At 39.7% G+C, this 17,653-nt stretch carries 18 protein-coding genes; 8 read left to right on the top strand and 10 right to left on the bottom strand.

The window, feature by feature from the left end:
* Positions 1–127: 127 nt before the first annotated feature.
* The gene (locus FEE95_RS08260; protein WP_138657396.1) at positions 128–1,387 is read right to left on the bottom strand and encodes an aminotransferase class V-fold PLP-dependent enzyme; all 1,260 of its coding nucleotides are present in this window, start codon (positions 1,385–1,387) and stop codon (positions 128–130) included.
* Between the two features lie 163 nt (positions 1,388–1,550).
* Here FEE95_RS08260 and aqpZ point away from each other — a divergent pair, with 163 nt between their 5' ends.
* From aqpZ to FEE95_RS08225, 7 genes are all read left to right on the top strand, one after another.
* Positions 1,551–2,246, top strand: coding sequence for an aquaporin Z (gene aqpZ, locus FEE95_RS08255; protein WP_138657395.1), 696 nt, complete (start codon positions 1,551–1,553; stop codon positions 2,244–2,246).
* A gap of 95 nt (positions 2,247–2,341) precedes the next feature.
* Entirely contained in the window at positions 2,342–3,658 is a 1,317-nt protein-coding gene (locus FEE95_RS08250; RefSeq protein WP_138657394.1) for a gluconate:H+ symporter, read from the top strand.
* Between the two features lie 11 nt (positions 3,659–3,669).
* Positions 3,670–4,134 (top strand): RidA family protein, encoded by a 465-nt coding sequence (locus FEE95_RS08245; protein WP_138657393.1) that lies wholly within the window; start codon positions 3,670–3,672, stop codon positions 4,132–4,134.
* Between the two features lie 5 nt (positions 4,135–4,139).
* On the top strand, positions 4,140–5,252 hold the full coding sequence (locus FEE95_RS08240) for a D-TA family PLP-dependent enzyme (protein ID WP_138657392.1): 1,113 nt from the start codon (positions 4,140–4,142) through the stop codon (positions 5,250–5,252).
* Positions 5,253–5,254: 2 nt separating this feature from the next.
* Positions 5,255–6,316 (top strand): dipeptidase, encoded by a 1,062-nt coding sequence (locus tag FEE95_RS08235; RefSeq protein WP_138657391.1) that lies wholly within the window; start codon positions 5,255–5,257, stop codon positions 6,314–6,316.
* On the top strand, positions 6,316–7,056 hold the full coding sequence (locus FEE95_RS08230; RefSeq protein ID WP_138657390.1) for an SGNH/GDSL hydrolase family protein: 741 nt from the start codon (positions 6,316–6,318) through the stop codon (positions 7,054–7,056). Before FEE95_RS08235 ends, FEE95_RS08230 begins: the two co-directional genes overlap by 1 nt.
* A gap of 68 nt (positions 7,057–7,124) precedes the next feature.
* Positions 7,125–7,775: a hypothetical protein gene (locus tag FEE95_RS08225; protein ID WP_238474524.1), complete on the top strand. Its 651-nt coding sequence runs from the start codon at positions 7,125–7,127 to the stop codon at positions 7,773–7,775.
* A gap of 34 nt (positions 7,776–7,809) precedes the next feature.
* Here the strand turns inward: FEE95_RS08225 and FEE95_RS08220 are convergent, their stop codons facing one another.
* Entirely contained in the window at positions 7,810–10,008 is a 2,199-nt protein-coding gene (locus tag FEE95_RS08220; RefSeq protein WP_138657389.1) for an acylase, read from the bottom strand.
* A 144-nt stretch (positions 10,009–10,152) separates the two neighbouring features.
* Here FEE95_RS08220 and FEE95_RS08215 point away from each other — a divergent pair, with 144 nt between their 5' ends.
* Complete coding sequence (locus tag FEE95_RS08215; protein WP_138657388.1) at positions 10,153–11,889, top strand: ABC transporter ATP-binding protein; 1,737 nt, start codon at positions 10,153–10,155, stop codon at positions 11,887–11,889.
* Here the strand turns inward: FEE95_RS08215 and FEE95_RS08210 are convergent.
* The 8 genes from FEE95_RS08210 to FEE95_RS08175 all read right to left on the bottom strand — a co-directional run bounded on the left by FEE95_RS08210 (position 11,886) and on the right by FEE95_RS08175 (position 17,653).
* Positions 11,886–12,218: a 2Fe-2S iron-sulfur cluster-binding protein gene (locus FEE95_RS08210; protein ID WP_138657387.1), complete on the bottom strand. Its 333-nt coding sequence runs from the start codon at positions 12,216–12,218 to the stop codon at positions 11,886–11,888. The genes FEE95_RS08215 and FEE95_RS08210 overlap by 4 nt on opposite strands.
* A gap of 3 nt (positions 12,219–12,221) precedes the next feature.
* Positions 12,222–13,280 carry an NAD(P)/FAD-dependent oxidoreductase gene (locus FEE95_RS08205; protein ID WP_138657386.1) on the bottom strand — a complete coding sequence of 353 codons (1,059 nt, stop codon included), beginning with the start codon at positions 13,278–13,280 and terminating at the stop codon, positions 12,222–12,224.
* Positions 13,281–13,353: 73 nt separating this feature from the next.
* Entirely contained in the window at positions 13,354–13,593 is a 240-nt protein-coding gene (locus FEE95_RS08200) for a NifU family protein (RefSeq protein ID WP_138657591.1), read from the bottom strand.
* Between the two features lie 14 nt (positions 13,594–13,607).
* A complete protein-coding gene (locus FEE95_RS08195) occupies positions 13,608–14,747 on the bottom strand; it encodes an Mrp/NBP35 family ATP-binding protein (protein WP_138657385.1) in 1,140 nt (379 codons plus the stop codon).
* A gap of 122 nt (positions 14,748–14,869) precedes the next feature.
* On the bottom strand, positions 14,870–15,211 hold the full coding sequence (locus tag FEE95_RS08190; protein ID WP_138657384.1) for an MGMT family protein: 342 nt from the start codon (positions 15,209–15,211) through the stop codon (positions 14,870–14,872).
* A gap of 3 nt (positions 15,212–15,214) precedes the next feature.
* Complete coding sequence (locus FEE95_RS08185; RefSeq protein WP_138657383.1) at positions 15,215–15,841, bottom strand: LysE family transporter; 627 nt, start codon at positions 15,839–15,841, stop codon at positions 15,215–15,217.
* A gap of 17 nt (positions 15,842–15,858) precedes the next feature.
* Positions 15,859–16,530 carry a tRNA (guanosine(46)-N7)-methyltransferase TrmB gene (gene trmB / locus FEE95_RS08180; RefSeq protein ID WP_138657382.1) on the bottom strand — a complete coding sequence of 224 codons (672 nt, stop codon included), beginning with the start codon at positions 16,528–16,530 and terminating at the stop codon, positions 15,859–15,861.
* A gap of 58 nt (positions 16,531–16,588) precedes the next feature.
* Complete coding sequence (locus FEE95_RS08175; protein ID WP_138657381.1) at positions 16,589–17,653, bottom strand: sensor histidine kinase; 1,065 nt, start codon at positions 17,651–17,653, stop codon at positions 16,589–16,591.

Here is a 17,653-nt window from a genome sequence, read left to right as displayed (position 1 = left end):
CATTGTATAAAAATAATAGCGGCTTAATCGCAAAAACGAAAGTAAGTAAATATATAAAAGGTCTGTGTTTAACCGAAAAGTTAGTGTGTGAAAATCCGCTACTATTCTTATACGAGACCGTTAAGAATCATCCCCTACTCGCCATAGTCTTTATCGCACTAACAAAAGTATCCAGCTCCTCTGTTGTGGTATATACATTCGGCGTAATTCTGCATCCTAAAACATTTTCACGATTAATACCTACGGTGAATATCTTGAACTCGTCTAGTAAGGTTTTGGCCAAATCATTGGGTTTCATATGACGAATTCCCACATTGGCTATTCCACAACTACGATGTTCTTCTTTAGGTGTATTGATAACCACATTTTTCATATCGCGTAATTGGTCGCTCCAGTAGCGCTGCAGATAGCGCATGCGCTTTTCTTTCCGCTCTAGTCCAATCATTTCCAAATAATCAATGGCATCGTTAATGGCCAAATCGGTATGTACAGGGTGTGTACCCGTATGATTCAATCGACTGATATCATCGGGTTCACGGTCATGTTCCGCCAACAAAGGCCATATTTTAGAGATTTTATCCTTTTTTACAAATAAGAGTCCCGCACCCAAAGGTGTACTCAACCATTTATGAAGACTGCTTCCGTAGTAATCGCAGTCGAGTTCTTTGATATTTACATCAATGTGACCCACACAATGTGCCCCATCGACCATCACCTCAACTCCGTGACCGTGCGCCATGTCACAAATCTTGCGAATGGGTAAAATATGGCCGGTGATATTGACCATATGGCAAACCATTATTAGTCTCGTTTTGGATGTTATCTGACTTTCGTAAAGAGATACAATTTCCTCATCCGATATGGGATGGTTCGGAATCGAAACCAATTTATTTACAATTCCGTAGCGCTTTGCCATCAATTTAAAATGTTCTTGCATGGCACCATAGTCCTGTTCAGCAAAAATAGCTACGTCCCCTTCCTGCCATGGAAAACCTCCTGTTATCAAATCGAGGGATTCTGTGGTATTTCGTGTGATTACCAATTCGTCAGACTCGCAATTCACCAGTTTGGCCAAACGATTAGCCACATTTTTTTTATTATCCCATTGTACGGTGCGCATGTAGTAAGAAGCTTCATAATTCACCATTTTCACATGCTCAATAAACTTCTCTAAGGTAGGTTTAGGCGCAAAATTATAGTAGCCATTCTCGAGGTTGATGTAATTCGGTTTTAAGGCATAATCTTCTCGAATGCGTTTCCAAAATTCTTCATCATTAACCGGATAGGGTTCCCATTCAGACTTTGTACTGGCCTGAGCAGTAAATGGCAAAAAGGGTGTTACCATTGCCGTCTGGCCCATACGTTTTAGAAAATCTCTTTTCAACATAACAAACGAGTTTTAGTCCCAACAAGATAACAAGAATAGCAACTGTAAACGTATGGTTGATTCATTAATTTATTGAAAACCTGTCTATTAGGTATTCATAATAAAATAATAATGCCTAAATTAAAGCTGAATTTAAATAATCATTAACTAAACCCTCGAAAAAATGAAAAAACTAATCGCAGAATTTATCGGAACCCTATGGCTTGTGCTTGGCGGGTGTGGAAGTGCTGTGCTCGCAGCAGGATTTCCGGAATTAGGAATAGGCTTTGTTGGCGTTTCCCTAGCCTTCGGTCTTACCGTTGTTACCATGGCCTATGCCATTGGGCATATCTCAGGCTGCCATCTCAATCCCGCAGTTTCTATCGGATTATGGATGGGCGGTCGTTTTGACGCCAAAGATTTGATTCCCTACATCATTGCCCAGGTTATGGGTGGTATTGCCGGCGCAGGAATTTTATATTTAATCGTAACGAATCAAGCTGGTTTTGAAGGTGTAGGTGGTTTCGCTGCCAATGGCTATGGAGAACATTCTCCTGGTGGATTTAATATGACGGCGGCCTTGATTACAGAAATAGTCATGACCTTTATCTTTCTTTTTGTGATTCTGGGAAGCACGCATTCCAAAGCGCCAAAATATTTAGCTGGTTTGGCTATAGGTCTTTGTCTCACCCTGATTCACTTGATAAGTATTCCCGTTACAAATACTTCTGTGAATCCTGCAAGAAGTACCAGTCAGGCGCTTTTTGCTGAAGGTGGCTGGGCAACCGGGCAATTATGGTTATTCTGGGTCGCACCTATTGTTGGTGCTATTTTAGCTGGTCTGGCCTATAAGTTTCTTTCCCCGGAAACAGATGACTAAAGGCATGTTATAATTTTGAAAATGCATTCTAGCCCAAGGTTAGGGTGCATTTTTTATTTGGTATATTTAGGCCTTACTTTTCAAAAACTCAACTAATGCCAATTGTTATTGTTATCACAGGAATTCTAATTTTATTCCTCCTAATTGCCCGTTTTAAACTCAACGCCTTTATCTCTTTTATTTTGGTTTCCTTATTTGTGGGGGTCGGCAACCAAATGGAAATACTCCAAGTGGTCAAGTCGATAGAGACCGGACTAGGTAAAACACTTGGTGGACTCATTTTAATTCTAGGTCTGGGTGCCATGCTCGGAAAGCTGGTGGCCGATAGTGGAGCCGCTCAAAAAATTACCACGCAACTGGTTGAAAAATTTGGCAAAAAGAATGTTCAGTGGGCTGTTGTGCTTACTGGTTTTATGGTGGGAATTCCCATGTTTTACACTGTCGGATTTGTGATATTAATACCATTGGTTTTCACGGTAGCTGCAGCTACAGGATTACCCTTGATTTATGTGGGATTACCGATGCTTGCTTCACTATCTGTAACGCACGGATACCTTCCACCCCATCCTGCTCCTACTGGAATTGCCGTGATGTTTAAAGCAGATATCGGTAAAACTTTGCTCTACGGAATTATCGTTGCCATACCGGCAATTATAGTTGCGGGACCATTGTTTTCTAGAACCATCAAAAATATTAAAGCAACTCCCCTGAAAGAATTCTTAAACCCTAAAGTGCTAACTGATGATGAAATGCCCAGTACGTTCACAAGTATTTTCACGGCTTTATTGCCCGTCATATTAATAGGGTTTGCAGCGATAATTGATGCAGTAACTCCAGACGGAAGTATGGTGAAAGAAGTTGCTTCAGTACTCGGCAACCCGGTTCTAGCGATGCTGATTTCCGTCTTAGTTGCAATTTACACTCTTGGTCTCGCGCGAGGTCGAAAAATGACAGAAGTAATGAATTCTGTTGCGAGCGGTGTTACAGGTATTACTATGGTTTTGCTGATAATTGCGGGCGCAGGTGCATTAAAAGAAGTTTTGATTGATAGTGGTGTTAGCGATTATATAGGCGACATGCTCAAAGGCTCTGCTATTTCACCTTTGATTTTGGCATGGCTTATTGCAACAGTCATTCGTGTTTGTGTGGGTTCTGCGACAGTTGCAGGTTTAACTGCTGCGGGTATTGCACTCCCCCTTTTAGGTGATTCAGGGGCGAGTCCTGAATTGATGGTTTTGGCCATTGGATCAGGCAGTTTGATGCTTTCACATGTGAATGATGGAGGTTTTTGGCTGTATAAAGAGTACTTTAACCTATCCGTAAAAGACACCTTAAAAACATGGACGGTAATGGAAACTACTGTGGGAGTTATGGGGTTACTTGGCGTTTTGGTATTAGATATATTTATATAAATTAGAGAGTTATGAGCATAGCTTCAGAAAGAATTAAAGAATTAGGATTGGTTTTACCACCAGCCCCACCTCCAGCAGGTTTATATAAACCTGTACTGGTTATAGACAATTTTTTATATGTATCAGGGCAAGGACCAATGTTACCTGATGGCTCACTATATAAAGGACGAGTTGGAGACAATTTAAGCTTGGAAGAAGGGAAGATTGGCGCCCGTCATGTCGGCTTGACCATGTTGTCTACCATCACAACCCACTTCGGAGATGTTGACCGTATTAAACGTTTGATAAAGACTTTGGGTATGGTGAACTGTCATCCTGATTTTGGGGACCAGCCTTTGGTCATTAATGGTTTTAGCGAATTGATGGCGGATGTTTTTGGTGCTGATAATGGAGTTGGTGTTCGAAGTGCTGTTGGTATGATGCTTCCTGGTGGAATTTCCGTTGAGATTGAAGCCATGTTTGAACTTCATAAATAAAATAGATGTCTGAAAATACATGGTATGCTTTAAAAGATACAAGTGGGGTCAACTCACCTTCACTTCTGGTTTATCCTGAACGTATTGAAGAAAACATCCGTGCCATGGTTGCCATTTCTGGGAGTGTCTCCAATCTACGCCCGCATATCAAGACACATAAAATGGCCGAAATTGTGCAGATGCAACAGCGGCATGGTATTCAAAAATTTAAATGTGCGACCATAGCCGAAGCGGAATTACTGGGGCAATGCGGGGCCCAGGATATCTTATTGGCCATGCAGCCGGTCGGAGCCAATATAAGTCGCTTTTTTACTTTGATGGATGCTTTTCCTCAATCTCGCTTTTCGACTTTGGTTGATAACGAAACTACCCTTTCCCAAATTGTTCAAAAAGCATCTGAAGCAAATAGAATTGCTTCACTTTATTTGGATATTAATTCGGGTATGAATCGAACAGGATGTATTCCTGATGAACGAGCTGTTTCATTATATGGTTCCATGGAAAACAATCCGAATATTGCAGCTCGGGGATTTCATGCCTATGACGGACATATTCATATTTCCGACCTCCATGAACGAACAGAAGCCTGTAATATCGCCTTTCAAAAGGTTCTGGATTTGAAGGATGCTATTAAAAAAGAAGGTATTATTGTTCCAGATATTATTGCAGGTGGCTCTCCTTCTTTTCCCATACATGGAAAACGAACGGGAGTTGATGCTAGTCCGGGTACCACCTTACTTTGGGATGCACGCTACTCGGAACTTTTCCCTGACATGCCCTTTCTTCATGCGGCCGTATTATTTATTAGAATTATAAGCAAGCCTGAGGAAAATATCATTTGTTTTGATTTAGGTCATAAGTCCGTAGCACCTGAAATGGGATTCCCAAGGGTACAAATATTAGGATTAGAAGATAGCGAGCAGATTGGTCAAAGCGAAGAACATTTAGTAGTACGAACCCAACGAGCTGATGAATTTGAAGTGGGAGATGGGTTTTACGCCATTCCTGTTCATATTTGCCCAACGGTAGCTAAGTATGAAGAAGTACTAACTATTTCAGATGGAGCAGTATCAGGAACTTGGAAAGTTGCCGCCAGAAACCAAAAAATCACCCTTTAGTTATGTTCATATTCGATGCCCATCTCGACCTTTCTATGAATGCCATGGAATGGAATCGGGATCTTACTTGGTCAGTAGAAGAAATCCGTGAAAGCGAAAAAGGGATGACCGACAAACTTGATCGGGGTAATAATACCGTTTCTTTTGAGGCAATGCGAAAAGGGAATATCGGACTTTGCATGGCCACACAAATTGCGCGGTACGTTCATAAAGATAATAAGCTTCCAGGATGGAATTCACCTCAACAAGCTTGGGCACAAACGCAAGCACAACTGGCTTGGTACAGAACTATGGAGGAGGCCGGTGAACTTGTACAAATTCGAAACAAGAAACAACTCAACACGCATTTGGAACGTTGGAAAACATCCGAAGGGAAAAAGCCCATTGGCTATATTCTGAGCTTGGAAGGAGCAGATTCCATAATTTCCATCGATTATTTGGAAAGAAGTTATGAGCAAGGATTACGAGCTATTGGCCCCGCACATTATGGCCCTGGAACTTATGCACATGGTACTAATTCCATTGGGGGAATTGGCACAAAAGGAAAAGCACTTCTAAAAGAAATTGAACGTCTAGGTCTTATTTTAGACGCAACCCATTTATGCGATCAAAGCTTTTGGGAAACGATGGATAATTACGGCGGTCCGGTTTGGGCAAGTCATAATAACTGCAGAGCACTGGTGGACCACAATCGCCAATTTGCAGATGAACAAATTAAAGAACTTATCGGTAGAAATGGAGTAATCGGAATGGCTTTGGATGCGTGGATGATGGTACCGAATTGGGTTCGCGGCGAATCCAACCCCAAAACTATGGGAGTGACCTTACAACAAATGGCCAATAACATTGACCATATTTGCCAATTGGCCGGAAACAGTTTACACGTTGGTATTGGCACTGATTTGGATGGTGGTTTTGGAAAAGAACAATCTCCGTCAGATTTGGACACCATAGCGGACCTTCAAAAGGTCCCTCAAATTTTGTCTGAAAGGGGATATTCCTCCTCGGATATCGAAAATATCATGTATGGAAATTTTCTTCGTTTTTTACAAAATGCTTTGTGATGAATAGAAGGGAGTTTACCATAACATCGGCATTAGGAATAACCGGAAGTCTATTGTTATGCTGTACTGAGAAAAATAAAATTCCCTTTAAAAAGAATCAGGTCATTGCATGTATTGGTGATAGTGTGACCTTCGGTGGAGGTAATGGCTATGTAGAACTCTTACAACAATTGTCGGATAAGAAAAGGCCCGACTTGAATCTCACCTTTTTGAACTGGGGTAAAAGTAGTGAAACCATTACCGGATTAACGGAAGCAGGTCACCCAGGCCCAAGACCTTATCTTTTCGAAAGATTAGATGAACTTTTAGAAATCAAATCGATTGACATACTTATCTTTTGTTACGGAATCAACTGTGGCATTTATGGTAAGCCCTCTCAAAAACTATTTGACAGCTATAAAATAGGTGTTCTTTCATTTCTTGAAAAAGCAAGGGCAAAAAATATCAAAACGATACTCTTAACGCCACCTCCCTTGGCTTTGGAAACGGTTCCCGTGGAAGTTGATTTGACCGCTAAATTCACTTGGTTAAATCCATATCCCAACTACGATAAAGAAGTTTTACAAGAATTTAAAAAGACCATTCTATCCTTAAAACATGATTCATTGTTAGCAAGCATTGATATTCATACCCCTCTTTCTAAAAGTCAGGCGACTTGTTATGATAAAGACCCAATTCACCCAAACATGCAAGGGCATCAGTTAATTGCCAATACGATTATCGAAAATTTGGCATTTTAACAGGGATTTAAGCCCCTCTGGCAGGGTATTTGTTATTTTTGAAGGGATTTAACGACCTTTATCGTGCTATGAAATTACTTTTTACATCCTTGCTTATTTTGATTCCATTCCTAGGGTGGTCGCAAGTTGGCGACCTACCAGATCAAAAGCCGCTGAAAATAGAGGCCGCCAATAAGCTAGATAAAGATGGAAAAAAAGATAAGGGCACTGCCCTTCGTATTCCCGATGTAATCAAAGAGCAACCTAAAATTAATTTCAAGGATTCAATGGGTCGCAAACCTGTCAAAATGTTAGATGACCGGAAGTTAGTACAAGCAGGTGCTGGTATGAAAATAGACCCCAAAGTTGGACCAAGAACAGCGAAAGAAGGTTCAAGAGACCATTTTCCAGATCAAAATTTAGGAGAAATTAAAAGTAATGGCGAATTCGTTGGTGTCGTAGCCCGCGACCATGAGTTCGTTGATGGTGATAGAGTGAAAATATATCTCAATGAAACTGTTGTAGATCCCAACATGCTATTGACAGGTGCTTTTAAGGGCGTAAATATTGATTTGAACAAAGGATTTAATAGAATAACGTTCGAAGCTTTAAATGAGGGTTCTTCATCGCCCAATACCGCGCAAGTCGATGTCTACGATGACAAGGGGCAATTAATTTATTCAAACAAGTGGTTGTTATCAGGAGGTTCTAGAGCTTCTTTAGTGATTACGAAGGAGTGATTAAATTCAAATTAGTCCAAACAAATCTAAATTATCAATCTGAGCTTGGTGAAGACCTTTTCCCAGGCACATAGGTTTCTTTAGCTCTTTTCAAAACATCTTCTTTGTAGTAGGGCACATCTTTCCATTTTACATCTGCATACAATTGAATTTGATCATCAAAGTGAGGCGAGTTCGGGTCTCCGCTCTGACCTCCCGCCAAAATACTTTTGGCTTTGACCTTATCACCAAACTCAACTGCTGCTACAAAACTATTGCCACGTGTTCCATATAGTTTTTTAGCTCCCTTAGTAGTATATCTTGCTCCATATGCGGCTAAGGCTCCCCAACGACCAGAAGCAAAACCAATAGGAATACTGGGCTTATTATCATTAAAGGCTTGTCGAACATCACCATTCAAACGTTGGTAGCGGTTTATTTCGCCCCAAGGGATGTTCCAAGAGCCGAAATCGTTTGTTAATTCATCAATTGTTTTTTCAAATATTTTTAGTTGTTCCCCTGGTTTATTGCCCCAAAAGTTAACGCGTTCCATTGGTGTCATTCCTGCAGGGTATTTTCCTTCTTGATAATACTTCGTTCCATAGAAATGTGCTAAAGTCATTGCAACAGATTCCTTTGATGTTTTATAATCCCATTCTCCCAAAATCTCGATAGCTTCTTGCAATTTTGGGTTTTTATCGTCATAACGATTATAGGCCTCCACCAATCCAGGGATCAAAGTTTCGAATGCTGGTAAATAGGAATCATGCGCCAGTTCAATCAATCCTTCCAAAGTATGATCCTGCCTATCCTTCAGTAAACCAATAGCATGAATTCCTCGAAAATTCTCCCTATCGATGGACATGTAATTCGGATAATCTTCTTTCTTCGGACTAAATTCCAAAGCCGAAGTAAATGGTGTAGAATTGCAATTTTGCAACCAGCCATTTTCTGGGTTCAACAGTTGAATATTCTCTGATTGCGGATGTAGGCCTTGCCAATCCGTTTTTGGATTCTTACCATCAACTGGTTTGGTATAGTCAAAAGATACATCGCGTTTAGGTACAAAATTGCCATGAAAATAAGCGATATTCCCTTCAGCGTCTGCATATACCGTATTATTGGAGGAGTTGGCCCGAATATTCATCATCTTCTGAAACTCTTCATAGCCGTCTTTTTTTGTTCTAGTAAAAGACTGGTCTAAAGCTTTTACTGGTTCCCACATCATTGCCGAGGCAGTCCATTGATTATCAATCATATGGGTAATCGGGCCGTGGTGCGTCCGATAAAAAGGAAACTTCTTTTCTTTTAAACCCTGTTCATCTTTATACTTTAAAGTCACTTCTTGCTTTTCAACTTTTCGCAATTCTTCTCCATACTCATAAAACAGTTTTCCGTCTATATTCACAACTTTTTCCTTGAACTCATCAATCACATCGGTATCGCCAGAAGTATGCATCCAACCTGTTTTTTCGTTGAAGCCCTGGTAGACAAAAAATTGTCCCCAAGTGACAGCACCATAAGCGTTTAATCCCTCCTCGGAAACCACATGTACTTCTCCTCTGAAATAGAAGGAAGTATGCGGATTAATAAGCAGCAAGGTATTTCCGGATTTCGTTAATTCTCCTGAAATTGCAATGCCATTCGACCCTTGGGGTTCTGCCTCCAGTTCTTTTTTCTCCAATTCTTGAAACTTCATTTCAGGAATTTCCATTCCGCCTTCATAAAAAGCACGAATCTTATTGGTTCGAATGCGTTCGATATCTCCCCCAATAGAACCTTCACTGAAGTACATAGGCATCCAGGGTTCAAAGCGATACAATAATTTGGGTGTTACTTCAGGATGGGTTTCTAAATAATAATTAATCCCATCCGAGAAAGCGACGCAAAGTTTTTTCAACCATTCAGGACTCTTCTCATAAGCGGCCTTGGCTTCTTCCTCGGTCATAAAAAGTTTGGCTCGTAAATCACTGTATAAAGCATCTTCACCTTCGACTTCCGCCAATCTTCCAGTAGCCCAAATGTAATTCTGCTCTACCCTATTAAAGTCGTCTTCACATTGCGCATAAAGTAACCCGAAGACCGCATCAGCATCTGTTTTTCCGTATATATGTGGCACGCCAAAATCATCTCGAATAATGGTAACGTTCTCCGCTTTCTCTGCCAAAGTAGGTCCCCCCTGGGTATTGGTCGATTCTGAATCTGTTTTGCAAGAAAATAATAAAAGAAATATTACAAATAATAGAGCTCTCATAAGGATGAAATTAGTATCCGTTAAATTAAGAGACTTGCTACTGAAATACTAATTTTTGCTTAAAAAACCGATGCCGGACAGTACTAGAATAGAATCGATGCTTTTTTGAACTACCTTGCATCCTTAAATAAATTTCTAACACCTATGGCTGAGAAAAAAGTCAGTATACTTACCGCATTTAAAACCATTATTTGGCCAAGACGGAATCTAGTTTTCATTGGTTTGTTATTGATAGTGATTAGTAAAGCGGCAAGTTTTGTAGCACCGTTGTCTCTTAAATATTTGATGGATGATATCATTCCGAACAAAGATGTTGACTTTTTAAAACTGTTGGTTGGTGCTGTTATTTTGGCCATTACTGTTCAAGCCACAACCTCTTTTTTGCTTACCAAAATACTAAGTGTACAAGCGCAGTTTTTGATTTCTGAATTACGGGCACAAGTGCAGAAAAAAGTGCTTTCACTGCCGATTAGCTTTTTTGATAATGCCAAATCTGGGGCATTGGTTTCACGTATCATGAGTGATGTTGAGGGTGTTCGAAATCTTATTGGTACTGGACTAGTTCAATTAGTCGGCGGTTCAATTACAGCTATTGTTTCTCTGATTCTATTGCTACAAATAAGTTGGCAGATGACTCTTTTCACGCTGATTCCGCTGGCCATTTTTGCTGTAGTTGCTTTAAAAGCTTTCAAAATCATACGTCCTATTTTTAGAAACCGAGGTAAGATTAATGCCGAGGTCACGGGAAGACTTACCGAAACTTTGGGTGGTGTTCGTGTCATAAAAGGTTTCAATGCAGAAGCCCAAGAAAATAGAGTATTTGAAATAGGAGTTGCCAAGTTGTTTGAAAATGTAAAAAAAAGTTTGACAGCGACCGCCTTTATGACAAGTTCTTCGACTTTTTTATTGGGAGTGGCAACTACCGGAGTTATGGGTCTTGGAGGTTACGAAATAATGAATGATAGTTTATCCATAGGGGAATTCTTAACCTTTACTTTCTTACTAGGATTAATGATAGCACCCATTGTACAAATGAGCAATATCGGAAGTCAACTGACGGAAGCATTAGCAGGACTAGACCGCACAGAGGAGCTCATGAACATGACTCCCGAATCGGATGAAGAAAATCGTACAATTGTTTTAGAAAATATCAAAGGGGATATTGTTTTTGATAATGTTTCCTTTGCCTATGAGGAAGATAAAGAGGTGTTACACAATATCAGTTTTAAAGCGAATTCTGGAGATGTTATTGCGCTAGTGGGAAGTTCTGGTTCTGGAAAATCTACCATTGCTGGATTAGCAGCCACTTTTTTGAATCCGCAATCAGGTATCATATCCATTGACGGAAACGATGTCTCCAAAGTAAACCTGAATAGTTTTAGAAAAAACCTTGGTGTGGTTTTGCAAGATGAATTTTTATTCGAAGGATCCATTCGAGATAATATTCTTTTTCCAAGACCCAATGCTGCTGAGGAAGAATTACAAGCTGCTGTGAGAGCCGCCTATGTGGATGAATTTACTGACCGTTTTGAAGATGGTTTGGATACTCTTATTGGTGAACGCGGTGTTAAGCTATCTGGTGGACAAAGACAACGTATTGCTATTGCAAGGGCTGTTCTGGCAAACCCGAAAATCTTGATTTTAGATGAAGCTACTTCCAATTTAGACACGGAAAGTGAAGCCTTAATTCAAAAAAGTTTAGCCACTTTGACAAAAGGCCGGACTACCTTTGTTATTGCACACCGTCTAAGTACAATTCGAAAGGCGAATCAGATTTTGGTTATTGAAAATGGTAAAATCGCTGAGCAAGGTACTCATGATGAATTAATTGCCAAAGAAGGAAGGTACTATAACCTGTTTACCTATCAGGCTAGGATTTAGAGTTCTTCTGGCGCTAATTGAACTTCCAATCCATCCATATCATCAGTAATGTGGAGCTGACAGCCCAAACGCGAGTTGTCTTCAACGTTAAAAGCTTCTGCTAACATAGCTTCTTCATCATCGGATTTTTCAGGAAGTACATGTTCGGAATTTACATAGCATTGGCAAGAGGCGCACATGGCCATTCCTCCGCAGATGCCAATCGTTCCTTCAGGAGCAAGTTCGTATGAGCGAACCACTTCCATAAGGTTCATATTCATATCGGTTGGTGCATCGACTTCGTGGGTTACCCCATCTCTATCTATAATGGTAATCCTTATATCAGTCATTTATTATTCTATCGCCTTTACTACTGCTTTAGGAGCTTCTTTTTTACTTCCGTCAAAACCAGTTACACCACCTACTGTGGTATATTTCATAACATACTTTTTATCTGGGAAAATTCTTTGATAGGCACTTTGGCACATTAAAGTTGCCTCATGAAATCCGCAAAGAATCAATTTTAATTTCCCGGGATAGGTATTCACGTCCCCGATTGCATAGATACCCGGAATGTTAGTTTGATAATCTAATGTATTATCTACTTTGATGGCGTTCTTTTCGATTTCAAGTCCCCAATCGCCGATAGGACCAAGTTTGGGAGATAACCCAAATAATGGAATAAAATTATCAACTTCAAAATTTATAGCACTATCATCACCAGTTTTTCGAATCACTACAGATTCTAAATGGTCTTTGCCGTTCAGTCCAACAATCTCTGCGGGAGTCATAAGGTTGATTTTTCCGGCATCCTTCAAATGCTGAACTTTTTCTACGGAATCTAAAGCGCCACGAAATTCATTTCTACGATGCACCAAAGTCACTTCGGAAGCAACATCCGCTAGGAAGATACTCCAGTCTAAAGCCGAATCACCACCTCCAGCAATCACCACCTTTTTATTGCGATATACTTCTGGGTCCTTGATGATATAAGCAACCCCTTTATCTTCAAATTTTGCCAAGTTTTCAAGCAAGGGTTTTCTAGGCTCAAAGCTTCCCAAACCACCAGCTATAGCTACTATAGGAGCATTATGCCTTGTGCCTTTATTTGTCGTTACAACAAAAGAGTCGTCCTCTAATTTTACTATGGTTTCAGCCCTTTCTCCTAAAGTAAACCCCGGTTGAAAAGGTTTTATCTGTTCCATCAAATTATCGACTAGCTCGCCTGCTAAAACTTCTGGAAAACCTGGGATATCATAAATCGGTTTCTTGGGGTAAATTTCAGAGCATTGACCTCCGGCTTGCGGCAAAGCATCTATGAGATGACATTTTAATTTCAACAACCCCGCCTCAAAAACAGCAAAAAGACCCGTAGGGCCTGCACCGATTATCAGTATATCTGTCTTAATCATTTAAAAATCTGGTTTGTAATGTCCGCAAAGTTATGGTACGAGCGTGTGAAAAAAGATGAGATTTATCAGGAAATTAATCGAGGTTTACAACTTCTTCTATTTGAGGCGCATACTTCTTAATCGTCATTTCTACTCCACTCTTCAAGGTCATTTGGTTTACAGAACAACCCACGCAAGCACCTTCCAAACGAACTTTTACCGAGTTCTCATTGTCGATTGATACAAGGGTAATATCTCCACCATCACTTTGTAAAAAAGGGCGGATTTCCTCTAGAGCCTTTTCTACGTTCATTTTTAGTTCTTCAGATGTCATTGTCGTCATAACTACTATTTTTTAACAGCAGAGCAACCAGCCATTGTTGTTATTTTAATTGCTTCCGTAGGTGGTATATTTTTATTTCTTGCAACTACTTCTTGCACCACATTCTTGGTCAACTCTTCAAAAGCCGCTTCAATCGAAGTTGCTGTTTGCAATGCTGCAGGTCTACCTACATCTCCCGCTTCACGGATACTTTGTACTAATGGAATCTCTCCTAAAAATGGAACCTTTAAATCTTCAGCAAGATGCTTCGCACCCTCTTTTCCGAAGATATAATACTTATTGTCAGGAAGTTCCTCCGGTGTAAAATACGCCATATTCTCAACAATTCCCAAAACGGGAACGTTGATAGAATCTTGCTGGAACATAGCCACCCCTTTCTTTGCATCTGCCAAGGCTACTTCTTGTGGGGTACTAACGATTACCGCACCGGTCACCGGCATAGCCTGCATAATACTTAAATGAATATCTCCAGTTCCTGGAGGTAAGTCCAATAACATGAAATCCAACTCGCCCCAGTGTGCATCAAAAATCATTTGATTCAATGCTTTGGAAGCCATAGGTCCTCTCCAAATTACAGCTTGGTTCGGTTGGGTAAAGAATCCGATAGAAAGCATTTTTACACCATAACTTTCAACTGGTTTCATTTTTGATTTACCATTCACGTTGACGGCCAAAGGTTTTTCTTGCGCCACATCAAACATGATCGGCATTGACGGACCATAGATATCAGCATCGAGCAAACCTACTTTAAAGCCCATTTTGGCCAAAGTGACTGCCAAATTAGCCGTAACTGTAGATTTTCCAACACCTCCTTTTCCAGAAGCGACAGCGATGATATTTTGAATTCCGGGAATTGGTTTCCCTTTAATTTCATTAGTTTTTGGTTTTGCAGCAGCAGCTTCAACCTTTATATTCACTTTGATTTTCGCTTTTTCGTAAACATCCTTGTGAATAATCTTGAGGATTTCAACCTCGGTCTTCTTTCGAGCTTGCAAACTGGGATTTGAAATCGTTATATCTACTTCAACCTCATCACCAAAAATCTGTATGTTTTTTACAGCACCACTTTCAACCATATTTTGGCCTTCTCCTGGAACTGTAATTTGTTCTAAAGCTTTAAGGACTTCCTTTTTATCAATCTTCATTATGTATATTCATTCTAAACAACAAAGATAGGGTATAGCCCGGAAAGGCTAAAGGGTTTGGATTGAAATGTAGTATGATGAAATAGGTTGAGCTGATGGTTGAATCTCGAGAGAATCATAATTTACTTCAAAGGGAGTTCTTTAAAAGGATCCCAAAAGTGTTTTTCTAAATTTTGGATTTGATTCTCAACAACTTTTATCCCTTCACTTTCCAAAAGCTGTTGCATAAGGTTTGTGCCATCGAAATGATGTTTTCCCGTAAGAAGTCCTGCCTTATTGACTACACGATGCGCTGGAACACTTTCCATGCTCCCGGCCCCGTTCATTGCCCATCCTACCATTCGGGCACTTCTAGCTGCGCCTAAATATTTGGCTATTGCCCCATAAGAAGTCACTCTACCATAAGGAATTTGCTCAGCTACTTCATAGACTTTTCGAAAGAAGTTTTTGTTTTCTGATTTCATGTGTTAAAAATATAGACGTAACAAGGTAATAGCAAATAGAAGAATCATCAATCCACTTAAAATGTAGTTTGCGTTTTTCGAAAACCGATTTGTTCTTTGCTCCATCTTATCAAAGTAAAACACATATACGTACATGGCCAAAAAAGTTCCGCAGCCGGCAGAAATTATAAAAATAATTTCATCCATTAGCGTATAATTCATAAAGCCTTGACCATTGAAAAAAGTATTTATCCCAGCGTAATATGGTATTGTCAGTAAATTAAGAGCTGCCAAAAAAGCTCCTTTGGAGAAACTTCCCCTTTTCTTACCTTCTACAAATTCGACCGTATCAGTTGTCTGCTTTTTACCCTTAACGAAAAAGAAGATAGCTAGCACTCCGAAAATCACCAATGCAAGTTGCATCAGTATTTCTATGATTTCGGGATTTTGGGATAATAACTTCGCAATTCTAACGGCCAAATAAGCTTGAATCATCACTGTAAAACCAACACCAAGGCCAAAAGTAATTCCGTTCTTTTTACCTTTCTCAACGCTCGTTTTAGCAGCATTCATATTCAACAAACCTGGTGGCAATGAGGCAACAAAAGCAGCACTAAACGTTGCTACACTTAAAAGCAATAGTTGTTGCATTTCTGGTTGATTTTCGACTAATGAATTCTAAATTGAATATAGGTAATTGGTTTTCCTTTTTGAAGGTACTGATTTTCATAGAAAGTTTGAATTTTTAACACCTCTTCAGGACTTCCTTCATTTTTATAAACATCGTGATTTGCGTAAATGACTTCCAGTCCTAGTCCATGAAGCAAACCAAGAGTGTAGCCGTGCATAAATTCACTATCTGTTTTAAGGTGCATGAGTCCTTTTGGATTAAGAATTTTCCTGTATTTCTCGAGAAAATCCTGATTGGTCATCCGATGTTTGGTTCGTTTATATTTGATTTGAGGGTCAGGAAAAGTAATCCATATTTCAGAAACTTCATTTTCGGCAAACATCCAATCTACCAGCTCAATTTGAGTTCGTAGAAAAGCAACATTATCTAAATTTTCTTCAATAGCCGTTTTAGCACCTCGCCAAAATCGAGCACCTTTGATATCAATTCCGATAAAGTTTTTATTTGGATTCTTTTGGGCAAGTCCGACCGTATATTCTCCTTTACCACAACCCAACTCTAGCACAATTGGATTGTCATTTTTGAAGTGCTCGGCCCATTTTCCTTTCAGAACTAAAGAACCATCTTCAATAGCCTTTCTCTCGGGCTGAATAACATTTATGAACGTCTCGTTCTCCTTAAATCGTTTGAGCTTGTTTTTACTCCCCACCACAATCAAAATTTAGTGATTTGCAAAGCTAAGCAAATCTTTACTCAGGAAAGTTCAATCAGACCGACTCTTCTTCAGTAGCAATCTCTTTTTCAAGTGTAAATGAGAATTCAGAACCAATTCCCTCTTCACTTTCCACATAAATACGTTCCTCGTGGGCTTCAATAATGTGTTTTACAATGGCTAGACCTAATCCTGAGCCACCTTCGTTTCTATTTCTACTCTGGTCAATACGATAAAAACGTTCAAAGAGCCGTGGAATATGCTGCTCAGGAATACCTTCTCCATTATCCGTAACACGGACAATAACTTTATTTTGGATTAGATTCTCAACACTTATTTCGGTTGTACCATTTTCATGTCCATATTTTATGGAATTTACCAACAGATTAGTTATCACCTGTTGTATTTTTTCGGCATCTGCGCGAACATAAATTGGGGCCTCGTATTCCATATCGAAGGTCAATGCAATTTTCTTTTTTGCTGCCTTCATTTCCAAGAGTTCAAAATTGGTCTTAATTAGTTCAATGATATCGAATACTTCCCAGTTTACATTCAATTCTCCTGCCTCCAATTTGGTGATAAGATCCAAATCCTTAACGATATATATTAATCTATCAACGGCTTTATTTGCTCGGTTTAGATATTTTTTTCGCACATTCTTGTCTTCCAATGCCCCATCCAAAAGTGTTTCAAGATAGCCTTGCACCGTAAAGAGGGGTGTTTTTAATTCATGCGAAACATTGCCCAAAAAGTCCTTTCGATATTCCTCTCGGATTTTTAAAGTGTCTATTTCTACTTTCTTATCCTGTGCAAATTTTTCAATCTCTTGTGTCAGCGTTGTCATATCAGTTGTAACAGTTCTTGAAGACAAAGAGGACGATTCCAAAAGCGAAACATCATCATAAATTCTCTTAATTCTACGGTAGATAAATTTCTCTATGCGAAGTTGAACTACAAAAAATGAAATACCGAACGAAAGCAAAGCAAACACCACTAGAAAAAGCCAGTCGGATACCTCTTTGTACCACATAAAAAATCCCAATAGGGAGGTGAGAAAGGTAACAATGAAGATGGCGGTGCGAAAAGCGAATTTATAAGATCTCTTTAATCGAATTGCCAT

Origin of the sequence: Maribacter algarum (ex Zhang et al. 2020) (assembly GCF_005885635.1) — a bacterium.
Lineage (GTDB): Bacteria > Bacteroidota > Bacteroidia > Flavobacteriales > Flavobacteriaceae > Maribacter_C > Maribacter_C algarum.
This window is presented reverse-complemented; position numbering and strand designations above follow the sequence as displayed.

Excerpts from the sequence above, each read along its gene's own strand:
- FEE95_RS08260 (WP_138657396.1), bottom strand. The coding sequence starts at position 1,387 with ATGTTGAAAAGAGATTTTCTAAAACGTATGGGCCAGACGGCAATGGTA.
- aqpZ (WP_138657395.1), top strand. The coding sequence starts at position 1,551 with ATGAAAAAACTAATCGCAGAATTTATCGGAACCCTATGGCTTGTGCTT.
- FEE95_RS08250 (WP_138657394.1), top strand. The coding sequence starts at position 2,342 with ATGCCAATTGTTATTGTTATCACAGGAATTCTAATTTTATTCCTCCTA.
- FEE95_RS08245 (WP_138657393.1), top strand. The coding sequence starts at position 3,670 with ATGAGCATAGCTTCAGAAAGAATTAAAGAATTAGGATTGGTTTTACCA.
- FEE95_RS08240 (WP_138657392.1), top strand. The coding sequence starts at position 4,140 with ATGTCTGAAAATACATGGTATGCTTTAAAAGATACAAGTGGGGTCAAC.
- FEE95_RS08235 (WP_138657391.1), top strand. The coding sequence starts at position 5,255 with ATGTTCATATTCGATGCCCATCTCGACCTTTCTATGAATGCCATGGAA.
- FEE95_RS08230 (WP_138657390.1), top strand. The coding sequence starts at position 6,316 with ATGAATAGAAGGGAGTTTACCATAACATCGGCATTAGGAATAACCGGA.
- FEE95_RS08225 (WP_238474524.1), top strand. The coding sequence starts at position 7,125 with ATGAAATTACTTTTTACATCCTTGCTTATTTTGATTCCATTCCTAGGG.
- FEE95_RS08220 (WP_138657389.1), bottom strand. The coding sequence starts at position 10,008 with ATGAGAGCTCTATTATTTGTAATATTTCTTTTATTATTTTCTTGCAAA.
- FEE95_RS08215 (WP_138657388.1), top strand. The coding sequence starts at position 10,153 with ATGGCTGAGAAAAAAGTCAGTATACTTACCGCATTTAAAACCATTATT.
- FEE95_RS08210 (WP_138657387.1), bottom strand. The coding sequence starts at position 12,218 with ATGACTGATATAAGGATTACCATTATAGATAGAGATGGGGTAACCCAC.
- FEE95_RS08205 (WP_138657386.1), bottom strand. The coding sequence starts at position 13,280 with ATGATTAAGACAGATATACTGATAATCGGTGCAGGCCCTACGGGTCTT.
- FEE95_RS08200 (WP_138657591.1), bottom strand. The coding sequence starts at position 13,593 with ATGACATCTGAAGAACTAAAAATGAACGTAGAAAAGGCTCTAGAGGAA.
- FEE95_RS08195 (WP_138657385.1), bottom strand. The coding sequence starts at position 14,747 with ATGAAGATTGATAAAAAGGAAGTCCTTAAAGCTTTAGAACAAATTACA.
- FEE95_RS08190 (WP_138657384.1), bottom strand. The coding sequence starts at position 15,211 with ATGAAATCAGAAAACAAAAACTTCTTTCGAAAAGTCTATGAAGTAGCT.
- FEE95_RS08185 (WP_138657383.1), bottom strand. The coding sequence starts at position 15,841 with ATGCAACAACTATTGCTTTTAAGTGTAGCAACGTTTAGTGCTGCTTTT.
- FEE95_RS08175 (WP_138657381.1), bottom strand. The coding sequence starts at position 17,653 with ATGGCAATTCGATTAAAGAGATCTTATAAATTCGCTTTTCGCACCGCC.